We start from the raw sequence: 20,145 nt of genomic DNA on the forward strand, positions 1-20,145 counted from the left end.
CTCGCATGCACCAACAGATCGTGTATGATGGCTGGCATTGAAGATCCGAAATTAGGAGAAGAATGTGGCGTATTTGGAATGTATGACATGGATGGCGGCGATGTTGCTTCGTCCATTTATTATGGTCTGTTTTCGCTGCAGCACCGAGGACAGGAAAGCTGTGGTATCGCAGTGAGCCGTACAGACGGTGAGAAACGAAATTCCCAGATGATCAAGGGAATGGGACTTGTCAACGAAGTATTTGATGCAGAGAAGTTAGAACAGCTTCATGGTGATATTGGCGTAGGGCATGTGCGTTATTCAACGGCTGGAGCCAGTATCCCGGAGAATACGCAGCCGTTGGTATTGAATTATATCAAAGGCACTCTGATGGTTGCACACAATGGTAATCTCGTTAATGCAGTTGATCTGCGCAGAGAGTTGGAATTGATGGGAGCGATTTTTCATACCAGCATTGATTCTGAGGTGATCGCCTATTTGATCGCCCGTGAGAGATTACATGTTGGAACTGTGGAAGATGCGGTGAAGTTAGCGATGCAGAAGATCCGGGGTGCGTACTCGCTGGTGGTTGCCAGTCCGCGCAAAATGATCGGTGCGAGAGATCCGTTTGGATTCCACCCACTTTGCATTGGTAAGCGGGATAATGCATACTTTTTCTCATCTGAAAGCTGTGCTTTGGACACAGTTGGTGCAGAATTTGTACGAGATGTTGCACCGGGAGAGATCGTTACGATCACGCCGCAGGGAATACAGTCAGATCGCAGTATGGCTTCTGACAAATGCGCAAGATGTATTTTTGAATATATTTACTTTGCCAGACCGGATAGTTATATCGATGGGATATGTGTGCATTCCTCTCGATTGACAGCAGGAAAGATCCTGGCGCAGGAGCATCCGGTGGATGCGGATATTGTCGTAGGCGTTCCGGAGTCCGGTAATGCAGCAGCGATGGGATATTCCATGGAGTCGGGGATCCCATATGGAACCGCATTTGTTAAGAACAGTTATGTGGGACGAACCTTTATTAAGCCGAAACAGTCAGCCAGAGAGAGCAGTGTTATGGTGAAGCTAAATGCACTGCGCGAGGTAGTAAATGGCAAACGCGTAATTATGATCGATGATTCGATCGTGCGAGGTACAACGAGTGCACGTATTGTAAAGATGATCCGCGATGCAGGTGCGAAAGAAGTGCATGTCCGCATCAGTTCACCGCCATTTATGTATCCATGCTATTTTGGCACGGATGTTCCATCCAGTGACCAGCTGATCGCATATAATCATTCTGTAGAGGAAATCTGCGAGATGATCGGTGCAGATTCTTTGGGGTATTTGGATAAAGAACGTTTGGCAGAATTGATCGACGGCGATGAGGGATACTGCCATGCATGTTTTACCGGTCAGTATCCAATGGAACCACCAAAAGAGGATATTCGTGGTGAATATGACCACTAAAATAAATTATCAACGAAAAGAGGAGAATTATGAGCACAGATAAGTACACAAGCCCATTGTCAGAGCGTTATGCAAGTAAGGAGATGCAGTATATCTTTTCTCCGGACAAAAAGTTTAAAACTTGGAGAAAATTATGGATTGCATTAGCAGAAGCAGAAAACGAGCTTGGACTCAAAAACGAGCAGGGCGGTCCGGCGGTGACGACGGAACAGATCGAGGAATTAAAGGCACATGCAGAGGATATTAACTATGATGTTGCCAAAGAAAGAGAAAAGCTGGTTCGTCATGATGTTATGAGTCATGTCTATGCCTATGGACAGCAGTGTCCGAAAGCAGCAGGAATTATTCATTTGGGAGCAACTTCCTGCTATGTAGGAGACAATACGGACGTTATTATTATGACAGAGGCGTTACAGCTTGTGAAAAATAAATTAGTCAATGTTATTGATGAGCTGGCAAAGTTCGCTATGAAGTATAAAGATCTTCCGACGCTTGCTTTTACCCATTTTCAGCCGGCACAGCCGACAACAGTTGGTAAACGTGCAACCTTGTGGCTTCAGGAATTTATGATGGATCTGGAAGATGTGGATTATGTACTGTCTACGATGAAATTGCTTGGTTCCAAGGGAACGACAGGTACACAGGCAAGTTTTATGGAGTTGTTTGACGGCGATGAGGAGAAAGTAAAGAAATTGGATCATTTGATCGCAGAGAAGATGGGATTTAAGTCCTGCTTCCCGGTATCCGGCCAAACATATTCCCGTAAGTTAGATACACGTGTGGCAAATGTTTTGGCAGGAATCGCTGCAAGTGCACACAAGTTCTCCAATGACATTCGTTTGTTACAGCATTTAAAGGAGATTGAGGAGCCGTTTGAGAAGAATCAGATCGGATCTTCTGCTATGGCCTACAAGAGAAATCCAATGAGAAGTGAGCGCATTGCTTCTTTGTCACGTTATGTGATGGCAGATGTTACGAATACCATGTTTACATCAGCCTGCCAGTGGTTTGAGCGTACTTTGGATGATTCTGCAAATAAGAGAATTAGTATTCCGGAGGGATTTTTGGCAACAGATGGTATTTTGGATCTGCTTTTGAATGTCGTAGATGGATTGGTCGTATACGATAAGGTTATTGAGAGAAGACTGATGTCAGAACTTCCATTTATGGCTACTGAGAATATTATGATGGATGCAGTGAAGGCGGGTGGCAATCGCCAGGAGCTTCATGAGAAGATCCGTACGCTTTCCATGGAAGCAGGGCGTAATGTGAAGGAACTTGGTAAGGAGAATAATCTGTTAGAGCTGATCGCAGCAGATGAAGAGTTCCCAATGGGTATCGATGAGCTCAAAGAGGCTATGAAACCGGAGAAATATGTAGGTCGTTCGGTTTCCCAGGTGAAGGAGTTTATCGAAGAGGTTGTACAGCCTGTTCTTGATGCCAATAAGGACATTCTTGGCATGAAGGCAGAAATTAATGTATAAAGCAGCAAAGGCAAGGAGGAAAACAAATGGTAACAGCGATTGTAGGTGCAAACTGGGGTGACGAAGGAAAAGGAAAGATTACCGATATGTTGGGAGAGGAGTCCGATATTATCGTGCGCTTCCAAGGCGGTAGTAATGCAGGCCATACGATTATCAATGATTATGGTAAATTTGCATTGCACTTATTACCATCGGGTGTTTTTTATGATCACACGACAAGTATTATTGGTAATGGTGTTGCACTTAATATTCCCTATCTTTTCAATGAGATCAATGAGATTGTGAAGCGTGGTGTACCAAAGCCAAAGATTTTAGTATCAGATCGTGCACAGATCTTAATGCCATATCACATTGCCTTTGATCAGTATGAAGAGGAACGTCTTGGAAAGGCTTCCTTTGGCTCTACCAAATCAGGTATTGCTCCGTTCTATTCTGATAAATATGCAAAGATCGGCATTCAGGTATCTGAGCTGTTTGCCGATGATGAGGTTTTGAGAGATAAAGTAAATCGAATCTGCGAGCAGAAGAACGTCATTTTGAAGTATTTGTATAATAAGCCGGAACTCAAGCCGGACGAGCTTATAGCTACACTGCATGAGTATCGTGATATGATAGCTCCGTATGTATGCAATGTATCAGCATATTTAAGGGAAGCGATCAAAGAGGGCAAGAATATCCTGTTAGAGGGGCAGCTTGGTTCTTTGAAAGATCCGGATCACGGTATTTATCCAATGGTTACTTCTTCTTCTACATTGGCAGCTTATGGTGCGATCGGCGCAGGTATTCCGCCATATGAGATCAAGCGTATTGTCACGGTTGTAAAAGCATACTCCAGCGCAGTTGGCGCCGGCGAGTTTGTCAGCGAGATTTTAGACGAAGAGGAAGCTTCCAAGCTTCGTAATCACGGTGGTGATGGCGGAGAATATGGTGCTACGACAGGAAGACCACGCCGTATGGGCTGGTTTGATGCAGTAGCAAGCCGTTATGGCTGCCAGATTCAGGGTGCTACCGATGTGGTATTAACGGTGTTAGACTGCTTAGGATACCTTAAAGAGATTCCGGTATGTGTTGGCTATGAGATCGATGGGGAAGTAGTCAAAGAGTTCCCTGTTACGACTAAGCTTGCGAAAGCAAAACCAGTGTATGAAGTGCTTCCGGGATGGGCATGTGATATCTCCGGCATCAAAGAGTATGATAAGCTTCCGGAAAATTGCAGAAAATATATTGAGTTTATTGAAAAAGAACTTGGTGTACCGATCACAATGGTATCTAACGGACCAAAGCGTACCGATATTATTTACCGCAACAAGTAAAATATTTACCGTAAAGGGCATAGGGAGGGGCAAAACGAATGTTTTGCCCTTCCGACTATAAGCAGGTGAAGAGGAAACAGGATTCATGAATTATAGTGAGCAGGAGTTGACAAAAAAACAGAATATGCTGTTAGATACCCGGATCAAATGGAAAAATCGGCTCCGGGTTAGTTCACGTATAGCGGTAATTGTATTGTTGATCGCATTTCTTTTACTACAGTTTTTTTGTGTGGCGGGTGTGATTAAGGGCGTATCGGACAGTGCACCGAGTCTGAGTAAACTCGATCTGTTGGCAAAAGGAACGGGAGCGGTGATCTATGATGAGAGTGGCAATGAGCTGCAGACGTTAAGCACGTCTAGTGAGCGGAAAGAGTATGTAAAACTTGATAAAATACCGGCTTGCGTGCAATATGCATTTGTTGCAGCGGTAGACAGCCGTTTTTATGAGCATAAGGGTGTGGATCTGTCAGCAATCTTTCAGGAATTTGTCGATGATCTTTCTGAAAAAGATCAGGTAAAAAGCACAAGTACGATCACGCAGCAGCTTCTTCGAAATCAAGTGATCTGGAAAGGAAATGGCAGCTCTGTATACGAAAAGTTTACGAGAAAAATTCAGGAGCAGTATTTGGCAGTGCAGCTTGAGCAAAAGCTGGATAAAGAACAGATATTAGAATACTATTTAAATACAATTAATTTGGGACAAAACGCAATTGGAGTGCAAAATGCTTCCATGCGATATTTTAATAAAGATATTTCGCAGCTTTCAATATCGGAGGCGGCAGTTTTGGCAGGAACACAGCAGAATCCAACAGATGATAATCCGATCACCAATCCGGAAAATAATAGCGAACAGCGCAAAAAAGTGTTAAAGGCGATGTTGGATCAAAATTATATTTCAGAAGAGGATTATGAAGATGCATTAGGAGATGATGTATATACCCGTGTGCAGACAACAAACCAAAAGAAAAGCAATGACAGCGAGAGTGGTAATTCCTATTATGTAGATGCGGTCATTGACAATGTTTTTGAGGATCTGAAAGAAAAATTAGGATATACGGAAACGCAGGCATACAATGCGTTATATCGCGATGGTTTGCGTATATATTCTTGCCAGGAAGAAGAGTTGCAGTCAATCTGTGATAAAGTGATTGGCAATGATGCTAATTACCCAACCGGAACGCCGTCATATCTGACATATCATTTGGCGGTCGAGGGACCGGACGGAACCGTGACAGAGTATACCGAGCTGGATCTGCAACAGTTTTATGAACAGTCCGGTAAAGAAATTACATTATATTTTGATAATGAACAAAAAGCAAAGCATATGATTGCAAAATTCCGTAAGGCAATGACGCTTGGCGGGGCCAAAACAAAAGAAGAGACAATCCGTCTGGTAAAACAGCCGCAAGCATCCTTTGTGCTTATGGAACAGGGAACCGGCAAAGTTCGTGCTATTGTGGGTGGGCGTGGAGGAAAGACTTCCTCACGCACGTTGAATAGAGCTACTTCTTCCGTGCGCCAGCCGGGAACCGTACTTAGTACTTTGGCATCCTATCTTCCGGCACTTGACACGTGTGGAATGACACTTGGTACTGTGGTGGAGGATGCACCGTATCGTTATACGGATACAGATCATATGGTGCAAAATACGGCAAAGGAATATGGGGGATTGACGACGATACGGGATGGACTGGCAAATTCTGTGAACACTGTGACAGCGCGTATTTTTGAGAAAGTCACGGCTGAAACGGGATTTGATTATCTGAAGCAAATGCACTTTTCTACGTTAGTTGATGCCCGCAAAGATGATAGCGGAGTAACAAGCACAGATATTAAGTTGTCTGCCGGATTGGGAGAACTGACGGATGGAGTTACCAATCTGGAATTGACAGCAGCGTATGCAAGCATTGCAGACGGCGGAGTGTATCATGAACCGATCTTTTATACCAAAGTGGTGGATGAGGATGGTAATGTATTATTGAGCAATGATTCTTCACAGACAAGAGTGATGAAGGCTTCGACTTCGTGGTTGTTAACGGATGTGCTGCAGGAAACCCTAGAGAGTGGGGATGGCAAACAGGCGGCTTTAGATGATCAAAAGATGGCGGTGGCAGGCAAGAATGGTGCTTCGAAAGGAAATTATGATTTTTGGTTCGAGGGATTTACGCCATATTATACAGCTGGAATCTGGACCGGTTATGATGGAACTGCCAAACAGGATAATACGTACTATTACCAGAAGATATGGAAAAAGATCATGACCCGGGTACACAAAGCTAAAGTGTGTGAGGCAAAGAAGTTTGCTAAACCGGATGATATTATTTCCGTAAAGATATGTACAAAATGTGGCAATCTGGCAGTTCCCGGATTATGTGAGAATGCTCTAGGCGGTTCGACCGTACGCAAAGAGTATTTTGCCAAGGGAACACAGCCTTTACAGAATTGTTCTTGTCATGTGAAGTACAAGATATGTAAGAAGTCTGGAAAGGCAGCTGCAGCCGGCTGCCCGGATAAAGATTGCGAATATAAGGTATACCTCAAGAAAGAAGATGATCTGGGAACGAAAGATGCGCCGTATCTTGTTCCAAAGACGATAGGGGATACTTGTAAGCTGCATGCAGAGAAAGAAAAGCAATGATAGTAGCATGGAGGAATGGAATGCATCGTTTTTTAAGAGCAATCGGTTTTAGCAAACAATATAGCAAACAAGAGATCGATCAGTTGCTTGGGTATGTGATGAATGAGCCGGATTATCGTACAATAATAAAGAGTGGAAAAGCTAAATATGTGGAAATTAGAAGACAAACGGGTAAAAAGACAGGCATCGTAATCTGTGGCGAATATGATCAGGTAGGTTTTTTTCATGTAAAGCACTATTTTCCATACGTTTTTAGTGATGTTTTTACAGCCTTGGAGGATGTTGTCGTAAACAAACGTGTAGATACGGATGCATATACCGGCATGTGTGATGATGTTCGTATTGGTATATCATTGATCTTTTACTTGCAAAATGCTGCAGATTATCTGCGATTAGGTTGTGAAGACAACACTCCGCACCGAGCTAAGATTTCCTTTTCGGGTTTGTCATTAGGCGGCAAGATTATATTAGGTGTGTATCGATCGAATACTTCTCAAATACAGAAAATGTGTGAAGGACATGAGAAACAGGAACTGATCAAGCAGGCAAAAGAAGGAGATCAAGATGCCATTGACAGTTTAACCTTAGATGAGATGGATCTGAGTTCGCAGATACGTCGACGCATAAAAACTGAAGATTTGTACAGCATTGTAGAGACAACATTTGTGCCTTACGGCTCAGAATCGGACAATTATATGGTGATCGGTACGATCATCAATTGGACCAGCGTATCCAATCAATACACCGGGGAGCAAATTGTGCTTTTACAGATCAATTGTAATGATCTGCTGATCACGATCAGTATTCACAGGGACGATCTATTGGGAGAACCGATTCTTGGTGCCAGATTCAAAGGGATTGTCTGGATGCAGGGAAATGCAGATTATGACAGTCTGGATGAGTTATAGACAATTGTAAAGGAAATATTGTATTTCCAACGGAAATTCGATATGCTATAATGGACAAATAGGATTGTGAAACAAGTAAATGAGAAAGGCATGGAAATAACATGGGAAAGATTGCAGTAATAACGGATAGCAATAGCGGAATCACGCAAAAGCAGGCAGAACAGTATGGGGTTGTTGTTGTGCCAATGCCGTTTTTGATAGCCGGAGAAACGTATTTTGAAGATGTTACGTTGACACATGATGCATTTTTTGCAAGATTGCAGGAAGATGTTGAAATTTCAACATCGCAGCCCTCTCCCGAAACCGTGATGGAAATTTGGGATAAAGCACTTGAAACATCAGAGGAGGTAGTATATATTCCGATGTCCAGTGGATTGTCCGGCTCCTGTCAGACAGCGATCATGCTTGCAGATGATTATGATGGAAAGGTACAGGTTGTTAATAATCAGCGCATTTCGGTAACGCAGAAGCAGTCTGTATTAGATGCACTCGCTTTGGTGGGCCAGGGGTGGAGTGCAAAGCAGATCAAAGAAAAGTTAGAAGAAGAAAAGTTAGAATCCAGCATTTATATTATGTTAGATACCTTAAAATATCTAAAAAAAGGTGGACGTATCACCCCGGCAGTGGCAGCATTAGGAACAGCACTGCGCTTAAAGCCGGTTCTTCAGATACAGGGAGAGAGGTTAGATGCCTTTACGGTCGCAAAGACCAGTAAGCGCGGCATTTCCAAAATGTTAGATGCAATGCAGGATGATATCGAGAAACGTTTTGGTGGTATCGAAAATGTCCATATGGAGGTTGCACATACATGCAATGAAGAGGCAGCGGCACAGTTTTGTGATCTGATCATGGAACGTTTTGGTGACGTAGGCGAGATCATGACAGATCCATTGTCACTTAGTGTATCGTGTCACATTGGTCCAAAGGCATTAGCGATCGCCTGCACGAAAAAGTTATCAGTATAAACAAACATATAAGGGCTGTTATGCGTTACACGTGTGACAGCTTTTGCACTTTTACATTGGAATAGGAGGACAGGAATGAACTACATACAGCAATTAGGACAAAATGCAGCGAGAGCCAAAAAGCAGATTGCCGGCTGCCCGACAGGGGAAAAGAATCGTATTTTAACAGAGATTGCAGCAATTTTACGTGCCAATGCATCAGAAATTCTGAAGGCAAATGAACAGGACATTGCACAGGCAAAGAGCAATGGAATATCGGATACGATGATTGACAGATTGCGTTTGACGATGGAGCGTATCGATGGTATTGCCGATGCATGCCTTAAATTGACTGATTTAGAAGATCCGGTAGGTGAGGTTATCGAAGGATCAACCAGACCAAACGGCATGAAGATCACTAAAATCAGAGTACCGATGGGTGTTATTGGTATTATATTTGAGTCCAGACCAGATGTTACGGTAGATGCTGCTGCCTTATGTATTAAAAGTGGTAATGCAGCTATTCTGCGAGGAGGCAAGGAAGCATTTCATTCCAATTGCAAGTTAATGGAACTGATGCGCGAGGCTGTAGCTAAATGCGGCTACGACAAAGACATGATCCAATTAGTGGAAGATACATCTAGAGAAGTATCTACGCAAATGATGCGTGCTAATGACAGCATTGATGTGCTGATTCCACGTGGAGGTGCCGGGCTGATCCAGGCAGTTGTACAGAACGCAACGGTTCCCGTGATCGAGACGGGAACAGGCAACTGTCATATATATGTTGACGAGACGGCAGATCTTGCAATGGCAGTGCAGATCACTGACAATGGCAAGACACAGCGCCCAAGCGTATGTAACGCATTAGAAACCTGTTTGGTGCATGAGGCAGTAGCAGAGCAGTTTTTGCCGATGCTGCAGCAAAAGCTGGAAGAGCATCAGGTGGAGATCCGCGGCTGTGAGAGAACAAGACAGATTTTGGGAGACAGTGTTATCCCGGCAACCGAAGAGGATTATGCAACGGAATTTTTGGATTATATTATTTCCATCCGCGTTGTAAGTTCTGTGGATGAGGCAATACAACATATTTCCAAATATTCTACAGGTCATTCGGAGTGTATTATCACGGAAAGCTATCGTAATGCGGAAAAATTCCAAAAGGAAGTGGATTCTGCATGTGTATATGTCAATTGCTCGACAAGATTTACCGATGGTGGAGAATTTGGTTTGGGTGCAGAAATTGGAATCTCGACGCAGAAACTGCATGCGAGAGGACCAATGGGACTGCGGGAAATGACAACAATGAAGTATCTGATCTGTGGAGATGGACAGATTCGATAATGGAGACGTCATACAAAAAGGAGAGACAGCGATGGGATTACAGACAACAATGTATGGTGATCGTCTGCAGATCGTACTGCTTGGCAAGACGAATGCAGGAAAATCAAGTTTGATCAATGAAATTACAGGACAGCCGCTTGCTATCGTTTCTGATACGAAGGGAACGACAACGGATCCGGTGTCGAAGGCGATGGAAATTTTGCCGGTGGGGCCGTGTCTTCTGACCGACACACCGGGACTTGATGATGAAGGTGAGCTCGGAAGAAAACGTGTGGAGAAGACCAAGGAAGTGTTGCGGCGTGCAGACGTTGCAGTGCTTGTAGTAAATATTGCACAACTGGCAGAGGAGAAAGAATTTTCCGGGCAGCTGCCACGGTTAGAGCAGGATATGCTCACTTGGTTGGAAGAACGTAAGGTGCCGGCAATTATTGTGCTGCATCAGGCAGATCAATTACCTGTACAGGAAGCAGAGCAGATCAGACATCAGACACAGGGAAAATATCCCGGTCATGCTGTTGTATTGACAAGTGTGGTAAAGAAGCAGGGAATCGAAGAGTTGAAAGATCAATTGGTCGCTGCAGCTCCACAGAAAGACGATGAACTGCATATCGTCAGCGACTTGGTACAGACCGGTGATATGGTGGTATTAGTCGTGCCGATTGATTCTGCGGCACCGAAGGGACGTCTGATCATGCCGCAGCAGCAGACAATACGTGATCTTTTGGATCACCATGCCATTCCGATCGTTACGCAGGTGGAAGAACTTGCCGGTGTGTTGTCTGCGTTAGCAGATAAAGTAAAGCTGGTGATCACAGATTCACAGGCTTTTAAGGAAGTGAATCAGATCGTACCGGCTGATATACCGTTGACATCTTTCTCAATTTTGTTTGCCAGACACAAGGGGAATCTGCAGCAGCTGATGGAGGGCGTCCGGATGGTAGAACAGTTACGGGATGGCGATAAAGTGTTAATTGCGGAAGGGTGCACGCATAGACGTCAGTGCGATGATATTGGTACGGTCAAAATACCGAATTGGTTGAGAACACATACAGGGTGTAAGCTTGATATTGAGACTTGCAGTGGCAGCAGCTTTCCGGCGGACTTATCTTCATATGCCATGGTGATCCATTGCGGAGGCTGTACGCTTCATGAAAAAGAGATGAAACATCGTATTTTTATGGCAAAGGAACAAAAGGTGCCGATTGTAAACTATGGAATATTTATTGCTTATATTAACGGCATTGTGCAGCGTTCCACAGAGCTTTTTCGTGATAAGTAAGGTGAGGATCCTTCCTAAAAAGTGGGTTATAAGGTTATCAATGATAAAGTGAGGGATATATGCAAAAAAAGACAAAATTAATCGGAAACATTATATTTATGCTGTTGTTGCTGGGAGCAACCATGTATTTGCTGTTAAAAGATCAGGATCTTCCGGAGATCCGACGACTGCTGCAGGGGGCATCGGGAAGCATGATATTATTTGCTGTGTTGTGTGCGGTCATGTATTTGATCTTGGAATCCACGTCCTTGATCGTTATATTGCGCTCGCTTGGAGAGCGTATGCATTTTTTTCCGTCGCTGCGGTATTCTTTTATCGGCTTTTTGTTTAATGCATTGACACCGTCAGCCAGCGGTGGGCAGCCCATGATGGTATTGTATATGAAAGCTGACGGCATCAATATGGGTGCATCTTCGGTGGCAATGTTATTTTGGACGATTATTTATAAGATCGCATTGGTGATCGTGGAAGCGATCGTGGTGCTGTTTTACCATCCGTTTATGGTAAAGACACTGGGACATTATCAATGGTTGTTCTGGGTTGGGATGGCAGTCAATGTTGTTTCGATCGTATTGTATGGAATTATTGTATTTTCCAAAAATGGGGCACGCTATATTGTTCGGTTTGCAACGTGGCTGCTTCATAAAGTGCGTTTGGTAAAACGCAGAGAACGCTTGGAAAAGAAATTGGATCATATGCTGGAAGCCTATGAAGAGGGCGCCCTATATATGCGTACTCATTGGGGAACTGCCGGGATCGTGTTAGTGATCACATTAGCACAGCGTCTGGTCTACTTTTTGGTCACATGGTTTATTTATCTGGCACTTGGACTATCCGGAAGCACGGTGATCGAAGTGATCATTCTGCAGAGTTTTATCTCTGTGTGTATTGATATTCTGCCGGTTCCGGGTGGCGTTGGAGCGAATGAGGGATTTAGCGTGGTGATGTTTCGAACGATCATGCAGAATCAATACGTTTATCCGGCAATGCTATTAAGCCGTGGCGTCAGTTTTTATGCATTGGTGATCATTAGTGCCCTGATCACGATCGGTACGCAGATTTCCTTGGTATACCGGAGTCACAAGCAAAAGTAGGCACGTGGGATCATTGTTGTTACGATGGAGGAACGAATGGACATTTCAGCAAATCGGATTGGATGTGTTGTGCTCGAAGGTGGCACGGATGAGATCATTGAAAAAAAATCGAGATTTATTGCACAGGTATTTCCCGTTCAGACAGAACAGGAGGCGATGCAGATCATTGAGCAGACCAAAAAGAAATATTGGGATGCCAGACATAATTGCTATGCTTTCATACTTGGCGAACATGGGGAAGTCAGCCGTTGTACAGATGATGGCGAACCGTCAGGAACTGCGGGCAGACCTATTTTGGAAGTGTTACATGGAGCGGGCGTGCATGATATTTTAGTGATCGTGACACGCTATTTTGGCGGTACGCTGCTCGGTACCGGTGGACTGGTGCGTGCCTATTCACAGGCGGCGCAGGCGGGGCTTGCGGCGAGTACGATCATAGATAAACTGATGGGATATCGGTTGGAGATCCGCACAGATTATAATGGGATTGGGAAATTACAGTATATTTTTGGGCAGATGGGATTACCGCTGATGGATACGGTTTATGCGGAAGATGTAGTTGTAACAGTTGCTGTGCCGGATAGTGACAAAGACAGTTTGATCAATAAAGTGACAGAAGCGACTGCCGGGCAGGCACAGATCAGCGGACAAGAAGAACATATTTATTTTGGCGTGCGTGACGGCGAGGTGCTGCTATTTGATTAGAATGTGATAGATAGCCTTTGATAGGAATTATATTTCTGTCCGATCAGGGCAGGAATGGTTTCGGGATAGCAATATCGTTATGTAGGCGCTTGGAGGAAGAACATGGATTTATTTGAATATATGAGAGAACAGACAAAGGAACAGGAATCCCCACTTGCCTCTCGTCTTCGTCCAACGACTTTGGAGGAAGTTGTCGGACAGGAGCATATTATCGGTAAGGGAAAGCTGTTATATCGTGCGATCAAGGCAGACAAACTGAGTTCTATTATATTTTATGGACCGCCGGGTACCGGGAAGACAACACTTGCCAAGGTGATCGCCAATACGACGAGTGCAGAATTTTTGCAGATCAATGCAACATCCGCAGGCAAAAAAGATATGGAACAAGTTGTAAAACAGGCACAGGATAATGCAGGAATGTATCAAAAGCGCACGATTTTGTTTGTAGACGAGATTCATCGTTTTAATAAGAGTCAGCAGGACTATCTGCTCCCTTTTGTGGAGGATGGAACGATCATCTTGATCGGAGCTACGACAGAAAATCCATATTTCGAAGTAAACGGCGCTTTGCTGTCGCGGTCGATCATTTTTGAGCTGCATTCGCTGCAGACGGATGACATAAAGCGGCTTTTACGGCGTGCGGTAGAGGATACAGAGCGTGGTATGGGCAGTTATAAGGTGCGATTGACAGAAGATGCACTGGACTTTTTGGCAGATATGGCAGATGGAGATGCCAGAGCTGCACTGAATGCGATAGAGCTGGCTGTGTTGACAACAGAGCGTGGAGAAGACGGCCTTATTACGATCACACTTGACGTGGCGCAGGAATGTATTCAGAAGCGTGCGGTGCGATATGATAAATCCGGTGATAACCATTATGATACGATCTCAGCGTTTATTAAAAGTATGCGTGGTTCTGATCCGGATGCGGCGGTTTATTATCTCGCAAGAATGTTAAATGCAGGGGAAGATATCAAATTTATTGCCCGACGCATTATGATCTGTGCAGCAGAAGATGTTTCTAATGCCGATCCCATGGCTTTGGTAGTTGCTGTAAGTGCTTCGCAGGCGGTAGAACGGATCGGAATGCCGGAGGCACAGATCATTTTAGCGCAGGCAGCGACATATGTAGCAAGTGCGCCAAAGAGCAATTCTGCAGTAACGGCGATCAGTGAGGCAATGGATTGTGTTCAGCATACGAAAGTTTCCGGAATCCCACCCTATTTGCAGGATGCACATTATGGCGGTGCCGGTAAATTAGGACACGGAATCGGATATCAGTATGCACATGATTATCCAAAACATTATGCAAAACAGCAGTATTTGCCGGATGAGATAGCGGATCGAACCTTTTACCATCCGGTCGATCACGGGTATGAGCTCAAGATTCGGCAGTATTTTGCATGGATTCATGGAGAGGAGACCAAAGAATGAAACGTGAAAAGGTATTTCGAACAATAAAAAGAGTAATGGCGATCCTTGGAATTATATTGATCGTGCTTATGTATGCGGCGACATTTATTGCGGCTGTCTTTGTGAAAAAATATACAGTTCGTTTGTTTTTGGCAAGCATGATCATGACGATGGTCGTGCCGCTGCTTCTGTATGCATATCAGATGACAATGAAAATTTTTCTGCATTTGAACGATCCGGATCCGGAACTGCCGGCGGACAATCAAAAGGGATTTGCAGAGGCAGCAGATATAAATCATTCTCATTCTTCACAGTCAAAATAATAACGATTTCTGACGATATTATGACAATGGTCCTGAATGCGTTCTTTTTGGCGGCAAATTGTGTTATTATAATAGCTGCGCATAATTTTAGCGCACAATGAAGTTTCGAAGAATCACCGAAGCTGATAGAGGAAGGAATAAGACAATGAGCAATCGACCTGTAAGGACTGCTTCCGACCGTAAAAAGATTAGAAGAGAACGTTATGACAAAAGTATCGGGAAATGGATTCCGCGATATGCGATATTTAGCGTTATTTTTTGTTTTGTGTTTAATTCACTGATCTATTCCGGAACGCAGTTTTTGATGCGCAATGCAAAACATTATGATCTGACATTATGGATTGATAGGCAGATTCCATATGAACCGGACTGGATCTGGATCTATTTGGGGTGCTTTGCATTTTGGGCGATCAATTACGTATTGATCACCGGTCTTGGCAAAGAGGAGTGGTATCGCTTTGCAGTGGGAGATTATCTGTCGCGTATTATTTGCGGTGTTTTTTTCGTTATTTTACCGACAACGAATATCAGGCCTTCTGAGGTTGGAACCGGACTAAGCGGTGTCCTTATGTCGTTTATGCAGGGAATTGATGCGCCGACGAACCTTTTTCCATCAATTCATTGTCTTGTAAGTTGGTTTTGCTTTGCGGCAATTCGCGGTAATGATAAGATTCCAAAATGGTATCGCATGCTTTCCGGGGTATTTGCAGTGCTTGTCTGTGCATCCACACAGTTTACCAAACAACATTATCTGATCGATGTGTTGGGGGCAGTGGTGATCAGTGAAGGTTGTTTGTATTTTGGAAGACACACGGAATGTTATCAATTGGTTCAGCATATTTTTGAACGCCTGGATCATAAAATATTTGGAGAAAGCGAGGTGATCACCGAAGATGACAGCTCTAAAAATTAATAAAAAGGTGGTCTTAGAAGCTGTGTTTCTGATCGGGATCATTGCACTTACGTTATATTCTATCTTTCATGAGCAAGACCCGGCTGCGATATGGGCTTGCCTTAGAGGGGCAGACATACGTTACCTGATCGGCAGTATCTTTTTAGTGCTGGCGTTTGTATTAGGAGAATCCGTTATTTTATGGTGGCTGTTTCGAACGTCCGGACAAAAGGCGAAGGCATCACATTGTTGTCTGTATTCTTTTGTCGGATTTTTCTTCAGTGCGATCACACCGTCGGCTTCCGGTGGGCAGCCGATGCAGTTATATTTTATGAAAAAAGATAAGCTGCCATTATCTGTTTCTACGCTTATCCTGTTGATCGTAACGATCACCTACAAGATGGTGTTGGTAGTTTTAGGATTGGCGGTGCTGGTGATCCGACCACCGGTAGTGATGCACTATCTGAATCCCATTTTGTTTTGGTGTTATTTAGGGATCATCTTAAATGTGATCTGTGTCTGGGTAATGTTAGCGTTAGTTTTTCATCCTGACTGGATGCATCGAATGGTGGCAGCGATGATCGACCTTGTTACCCGGATTTTTCATTGGAAACGGGGGATTAAACTACGAGAAAGACTGGATGGTGCGATGGAAAAATACAGCCAGGCAGCAGCATTTTTTAAGTCTCATAAGATTATTGTGCTACAGGTACTTGTTATCACATTCTTTCAACGTGGATGTTTGTTTTTGGTGACTGTAGCAGCGTGTCGAAGCTTAGGGGTAACGGCGGGAAGTATAGGACTCATCGTATTATTACAGGGAATGATATCGGTTGCGGTAGATATGCTTCCGTTTCCTGGAGGAGTAGGAATATCAGAGGCATTGTTCTTAAGAATATTTACACCATTATGTGGAGGAACTTTGGCACTTCCGGTATTGATCGTTAGTCGAGGAATAAGTTATTATACGCAGCTTGCAATTTGTGGTATAATGTCAATATTCGCTTACATTAAAATTGGCCGATAGCTCTTTAGAGAGAAGACGGCAATGGCGGCTCAAACCATGTGGGCTGTCGATAACTTGGAGGATTAGAGTGTTATGAAAAAGATACGTTTGATAGGAGTATATGATTATACGGTTGTTTTGACCTATATTAGTTTGGTCATTACATTGGTTGGTATTTCACTTGCGATAGAAGGCAGTTTTCGCTCCGCTGTTTTTTGCCTGGCGTTGTCCGGCTTATGTGATATGTTCGATGGCAAGATTGCGCAAAGCAAAAAGAATCGTACAGACCGGGAAAAGATGTTTGGTGTGCAGATCGATTCTCTGTGCGACTGCGTCTGTTTTGGTGTTTTTCCGGCAATGATCTGTTATCTGATGGGAGTGCGTGGAGCACTTGGTTGGTTTTGTATCGGATATTATACAATTTGTGGAGTGATCCGACTGGCATTTTTTAATGTATTGGAAATTGAACGCCAGCAAAACGAGGACGGTGCCAACCATTATTATCACGGGCTGCCGATCACAACGGTTGCCATTGTACTTCCATTGATCTTTGTTGTACAGATGGTGTTAAACAATACGACATTTTTAGTACTGTTACATGTAATGCTGTTGACAGTAGGTACGTTGTTTGTCGTAGATTTTAAGCTGCGCAAGCCGGGCAATCTGGTCTTGACAGGAATTGTTGTTGTCGTTGCAATTGCAGTGTTGTTGGTGATCTTTAATTCCAAGATGATGGTACCGAAAATGCATTTTCCACGTACTTCTTTTTGGAAATGGATAACAGAATATTTTATTATGGGCTGATCATAGTATGGATTGATTAGAGTATAGACTTATTGTAAGGGAGGATTCGTGTGATGCGTTATAAAGACCGGACAGGCAAGGAAGTCTGTGCGAACGGGCAGCAGGATGCTTTATTGCAAAAATTGTATGGAACAGCACTGGGGCGCAAGCTGCTGTCAGTGTTAGTTCAGCCTGCTGTTTCTAAGATTGTAGGATACTTTATGGACTCAAGATTGTCTACTGTGTTGATTCCTCCATTTGTTCAAAAAAATCATATCGATCTGTCACAATATGAAAAACAGGAATTTACCAGTTATAATGATTTCTTTACACGGAAGATTTGTCCGGGCAGCAGACCGTTTGCAGAGGCGGCAGAGGCGTTTACAGCACCGTGTGACAGTAAACTTTCGGTGTATCCGATTACAGCAGAAGCGCGGTTTTGCATCAAAGATACACAGTATACGATGGAAACTCTGACAAGAAGTAAGAGAGTTGCCAAAGAATATGAAGGGGGCATACTGTGCGTATTTCGTTTGACGGTGGATGATTATCATCGATATGCCTTTGTGGATGATGGAGAAGTTTCCAGAGAGTTTCATATTCCGGGAGTATATCATACCGTGAATCCTGTGGCAGGAGAACATTATCCGATCTATAAAGAAAATACCAGAGAGTTTTGTATTCAAAAGAGCAGACATTTTGGCCGTTTATTGTTGATGGAAGTGGGGGCATTGCTTGTTGGCAGAATTGTGAATCATGACGTCGAGCAAACGGTATCTCGCGGGGAAGAAAAAGGATATTTTGAATTTGGCGGCTCCACGGTCATTGTAGCGGTACAAGCAGGTCAGGTACGCATAGATGAGGATATTTGGCAAAATAGTGCAGAAGGTATTGAGACGGTTGTTAAACAGGGAGAAAAGATTGGAACCGGTCTAAAAGCCTGAATTGGCAGGGGTTGTGTAGTTTACCGGATACGTAGAATTGCAACAGGGGTTGTGCAGTTTAACGGATGCGAAGGATGGCAATAGGATTAAGAGGAGAATATTGTTGAGAACACCGATTTGTGATTTTGTAGAAGATTATCAAAATAGGAAGTGCAGCAGATTACACATGCCCGGTCATAAAGGGCATGTGTTTTTGGGTTGCGAACCGAAAGATATTACAGAGGTACAGGGAGCAGATGTGTTACATGCAGCAGAAGGAATCATTCGAGAAAGTCAGCAGAATGCCGCAATGTTGTTTAACACAGGACACACTTTTTATTCGACGGAGGGATCTTCACTGTGCATTAAGGTTATGATCGATGCGTTGCTGCAGAGGGCAAAACGCACCGGGCGCTGGCAGCGGACAATGCGGCCGACAATATTGGCGGCTCGTAATGTTCACCGGGCAATGATCGATGCGTGTGCATTGCTGGATGTGGATATTATATTTTTGCAGGGAGAAGACTCCCATCTATGTACGGCTGTCGTATCACCTCAAAGACTGCGGCAGACATTACAGGAGCTATGTGGTAATGTGATAGGTGTGTATATAACCTCGCCGGATTATTTGGGAAATATTCAGGATATTAGCGGTCTGTCCGGAGTGTGCAGGGAATATGATCTGCCTTTGGCAGTCGATAATGCGCATGGTGCATATTTGAATTTTTTGCAGGAACCATTGCATCCTATGCAGCTTGGAGCTGATATATGCTGTGATTCAGCACATAAAACGCTTCCGGTGTTGACCGGGGGAGCATATTTACACATTGCGAAACAGGCGTCCGATTTTTCAATTGAACGGATACCGCGGGCGATGGCACTGTTTGGCTCGACCAGCCCATCGTATCTGATATTACAGTCTTTGGATTATTGTAATCATTACTTGGCAGACGATTATCCGGAGCGGCTACAGTCGTTTGTTAAACGTTTTCAGCAATGTAGAGAAACGCTGAGACAGTGTGGATTTGCGTTAACCGGGCAGGAGCCGCTTAAGCTGACCATTTGTGCAGCAGCTATGTGTTTGGATGGAGAAAGGCTTGCTGAGCAGATGAGAAAAGCGCAGATAGAGTGTGAATATGCAGATCATCAGTATGTGGTATTGATGGGGACACCGGAAAATACAGAACAAGATCTGGCGCGTATCGAACACTTTGCACGGACGTTTGATAGAATGCAGAAAGTCGAGTTGAGGCAGCAGATGCCAGAACATTTGGGACGGTATTTGCATCCGCCATGTGAAGAAAACGCTAAGGAGACAGTGCCTGAGGCAGCGACAAGGATCAGCACTCCTGCATTACGAGCCTGTACAATACGAGAGGCGGTAATGGCAGAATGTGAAGAAATCGCAGTATCGCAGGCAGAAGGACGTATTTGCGGAGCTGAGACGGTGTCGTGTCCGCCGGCAGTACCGATTGCCGTGTGTGGAGAAATCATTACGCAGAACATGATTCAGCAGTTTGAGGAATACAACATTACAAAAGTGTCAGTGCTTGTCAAAGAATAATGCATTTGCTATACTCGAAATGGCATGGTAAACCGTGCTTAGAGATGAACTGCTGATAATGGGATGGATTGGAGGAAATT

The 20,145-nt window shown here is 44.0% G+C and carries 17 protein-coding genes; all 17 read left to right on the forward strand.

All coding sequences use genetic code 11. From position 1 onward, the window contains the following. The first annotated feature begins 27 nt into the window (after positions 1–27). The gene (gene purF, locus ACSAJE_RS00195; RefSeq protein ID WP_118507134.1) at positions 28–1,452 is read left to right on the forward strand and encodes an amidophosphoribosyltransferase; all 1,425 of its coding nucleotides are present in this window, start codon (positions 28–30) and stop codon (positions 1,450–1,452) included. Between the two features lie 29 nt (positions 1,453–1,481). Next, positions 1,482–2,936: an adenylosuccinate lyase gene (gene purB / locus ACSAJE_RS00200; protein WP_022024304.1), complete on the forward strand. Its 1,455-nt coding sequence runs from the start codon at positions 1,482–1,484 to the stop codon at positions 2,934–2,936. Between the two features lie 26 nt (positions 2,937–2,962). Then, positions 2,963–4,249, forward strand: a complete 1,287-nt coding sequence (locus ACSAJE_RS00205; RefSeq protein ID WP_118690811.1) for an adenylosuccinate synthase — start codon at positions 2,963–2,965, stop codon at positions 4,247–4,249. An 85-nt stretch (positions 4,250–4,334) separates the two neighbouring features. Continuing rightward, positions 4,335–6,887: a transglycosylase domain-containing protein gene (locus ACSAJE_RS00210; RefSeq protein WP_118690812.1), complete on the forward strand. Its 2,553-nt coding sequence runs from the start codon at positions 4,335–4,337 to the stop codon at positions 6,885–6,887. Positions 6,888–6,907: 20 nt separating this feature from the next. Further along, positions 6,908–7,795, forward strand: coding sequence for a DUF3881 family protein (locus ACSAJE_RS00215; RefSeq protein ID WP_022024301.1), 888 nt, complete (start codon positions 6,908–6,910; stop codon positions 7,793–7,795). A 101-nt stretch (positions 7,796–7,896) separates the two neighbouring features. Beyond that, on the forward strand, positions 7,897–8,760 hold the full coding sequence (locus ACSAJE_RS00220) for a DegV family protein (RefSeq protein ID WP_458009393.1): 864 nt from the start codon (positions 7,897–7,899) through the stop codon (positions 8,758–8,760). A 75-nt stretch (positions 8,761–8,835) separates the two neighbouring features. After that, positions 8,836–10,083: a glutamate-5-semialdehyde dehydrogenase gene (locus ACSAJE_RS00225; protein ID WP_458009394.1), complete on the forward strand. Its 1,248-nt coding sequence runs from the start codon at positions 8,836–8,838 to the stop codon at positions 10,081–10,083. Between the two features lie 31 nt (positions 10,084–10,114). Continuing rightward, complete coding sequence (gene hydF, locus ACSAJE_RS00230; RefSeq protein ID WP_458009395.1) at positions 10,115–11,362, forward strand: [FeFe] hydrogenase H-cluster maturation GTPase HydF; 1,248 nt, start codon at positions 10,115–10,117, stop codon at positions 11,360–11,362. Positions 11,363–11,421: 59 nt separating this feature from the next. Then, a complete protein-coding gene (locus ACSAJE_RS00235; protein WP_022024908.1) occupies positions 11,422–12,456 on the forward strand; it encodes a lysylphosphatidylglycerol synthase transmembrane domain-containing protein in 1,035 nt (344 codons plus the stop codon). A gap of 36 nt (positions 12,457–12,492) precedes the next feature. Next, complete coding sequence (locus ACSAJE_RS00240) at positions 12,493–13,161, forward strand: YigZ family protein (protein WP_458009396.1); 669 nt, start codon at positions 12,493–12,495, stop codon at positions 13,159–13,161. Positions 13,162–13,263: 102 nt separating this feature from the next. Further along, positions 13,264–14,595 carry a replication-associated recombination protein A gene (locus ACSAJE_RS00245; protein WP_458009397.1) on the forward strand — a complete coding sequence of 444 codons (1,332 nt, stop codon included), beginning with the start codon at positions 13,264–13,266 and terminating at the stop codon, positions 14,593–14,595. Next, on the forward strand, positions 14,592–14,897 hold the full coding sequence (locus ACSAJE_RS00250; RefSeq protein ID WP_118690819.1) for a hypothetical protein: 306 nt from the start codon (positions 14,592–14,594) through the stop codon (positions 14,895–14,897). The genes ACSAJE_RS00245 and ACSAJE_RS00250 overlap by 4 nt, the downstream gene beginning before the upstream one ends. A 145-nt stretch (positions 14,898–15,042) precedes the next feature. After that, entirely contained in the window at positions 15,043–15,810 is a 768-nt protein-coding gene (locus tag ACSAJE_RS00255; RefSeq protein WP_118690820.1) for a phosphatase PAP2 family protein, read from the forward strand. Continuing rightward, entirely contained in the window at positions 15,791–16,816 is a 1,026-nt protein-coding gene (locus ACSAJE_RS00260; RefSeq protein WP_458009398.1) for a lysylphosphatidylglycerol synthase transmembrane domain-containing protein, read from the forward strand. Before ACSAJE_RS00255 ends, ACSAJE_RS00260 begins: the two co-directional genes overlap by 20 nt. A gap of 72 nt (positions 16,817–16,888) precedes the next feature. Next, positions 16,889–17,599, forward strand: coding sequence for a CDP-alcohol phosphatidyltransferase family protein (locus ACSAJE_RS00265; RefSeq protein WP_458009399.1), 711 nt, complete (start codon positions 16,889–16,891; stop codon positions 17,597–17,599). Between the two features lie 53 nt (positions 17,600–17,652). Further along, complete coding sequence (locus ACSAJE_RS00270) at positions 17,653–18,522, forward strand: phosphatidylserine decarboxylase (RefSeq protein ID WP_458010040.1); 870 nt, start codon at positions 17,653–17,655, stop codon at positions 18,520–18,522. 103 nt (positions 18,523–18,625) lie between these two features. Continuing rightward, positions 18,626–20,065 carry an Orn/Lys/Arg family decarboxylase gene (locus tag ACSAJE_RS00275; RefSeq protein ID WP_458009400.1) on the forward strand — a complete coding sequence of 480 codons (1,440 nt, stop codon included), beginning with the start codon at positions 18,626–18,628 and terminating at the stop codon, positions 20,063–20,065. The last annotated feature ends 80 nt before the right edge of the window (positions 20,066–20,145 follow it).

Source organism: Jutongia sp. SJQ-6 (assembly GCF_054161275.1).

Coding starts and splice junctions, on each gene's coding strand:
- purF (WP_118507134.1), top strand. CDS start 28: ATGGCTGGCATTGAAGATCCGAAATTAGGAGAAGAATGTGGCGTATTT.
- purB (WP_022024304.1), top strand. CDS start 1,482: ATGAGCACAGATAAGTACACAAGCCCATTGTCAGAGCGTTATGCAAGT.
- ACSAJE_RS00205 (WP_118690811.1), top strand. CDS start 2,963: ATGGTAACAGCGATTGTAGGTGCAAACTGGGGTGACGAAGGAAAAGGA.
- ACSAJE_RS00210 (WP_118690812.1), top strand. CDS start 4,335: ATGAATTATAGTGAGCAGGAGTTGACAAAAAAACAGAATATGCTGTTA.
- ACSAJE_RS00215 (WP_022024301.1), top strand. CDS start 6,908: ATGCATCGTTTTTTAAGAGCAATCGGTTTTAGCAAACAATATAGCAAA.
- ACSAJE_RS00220 (WP_458009393.1), top strand. CDS start 7,897: ATGGGAAAGATTGCAGTAATAACGGATAGCAATAGCGGAATCACGCAA.
- ACSAJE_RS00225 (WP_458009394.1), top strand. CDS start 8,836: ATGAACTACATACAGCAATTAGGACAAAATGCAGCGAGAGCCAAAAAG.
- hydF (WP_458009395.1), top strand. CDS start 10,115: ATGGGATTACAGACAACAATGTATGGTGATCGTCTGCAGATCGTACTG.
- ACSAJE_RS00235 (WP_022024908.1), top strand. CDS start 11,422: ATGCAAAAAAAGACAAAATTAATCGGAAACATTATATTTATGCTGTTG.
- ACSAJE_RS00240 (WP_458009396.1), top strand. CDS start 12,493: ATGGACATTTCAGCAAATCGGATTGGATGTGTTGTGCTCGAAGGTGGC.
- ACSAJE_RS00245 (WP_458009397.1), top strand. CDS start 13,264: ATGGATTTATTTGAATATATGAGAGAACAGACAAAGGAACAGGAATCC.
- ACSAJE_RS00250 (WP_118690819.1), top strand. CDS start 14,592: ATGAAACGTGAAAAGGTATTTCGAACAATAAAAAGAGTAATGGCGATC.
- ACSAJE_RS00255 (WP_118690820.1), top strand. CDS start 15,043: ATGAGCAATCGACCTGTAAGGACTGCTTCCGACCGTAAAAAGATTAGA.
- ACSAJE_RS00260 (WP_458009398.1), top strand. CDS start 15,791: ATGACAGCTCTAAAAATTAATAAAAAGGTGGTCTTAGAAGCTGTGTTT.
- ACSAJE_RS00265 (WP_458009399.1), top strand. CDS start 16,889: ATGAAAAAGATACGTTTGATAGGAGTATATGATTATACGGTTGTTTTG.
- ACSAJE_RS00270 (WP_458010040.1), top strand. CDS start 17,653: ATGCGTTATAAAGACCGGACAGGCAAGGAAGTCTGTGCGAACGGGCAG.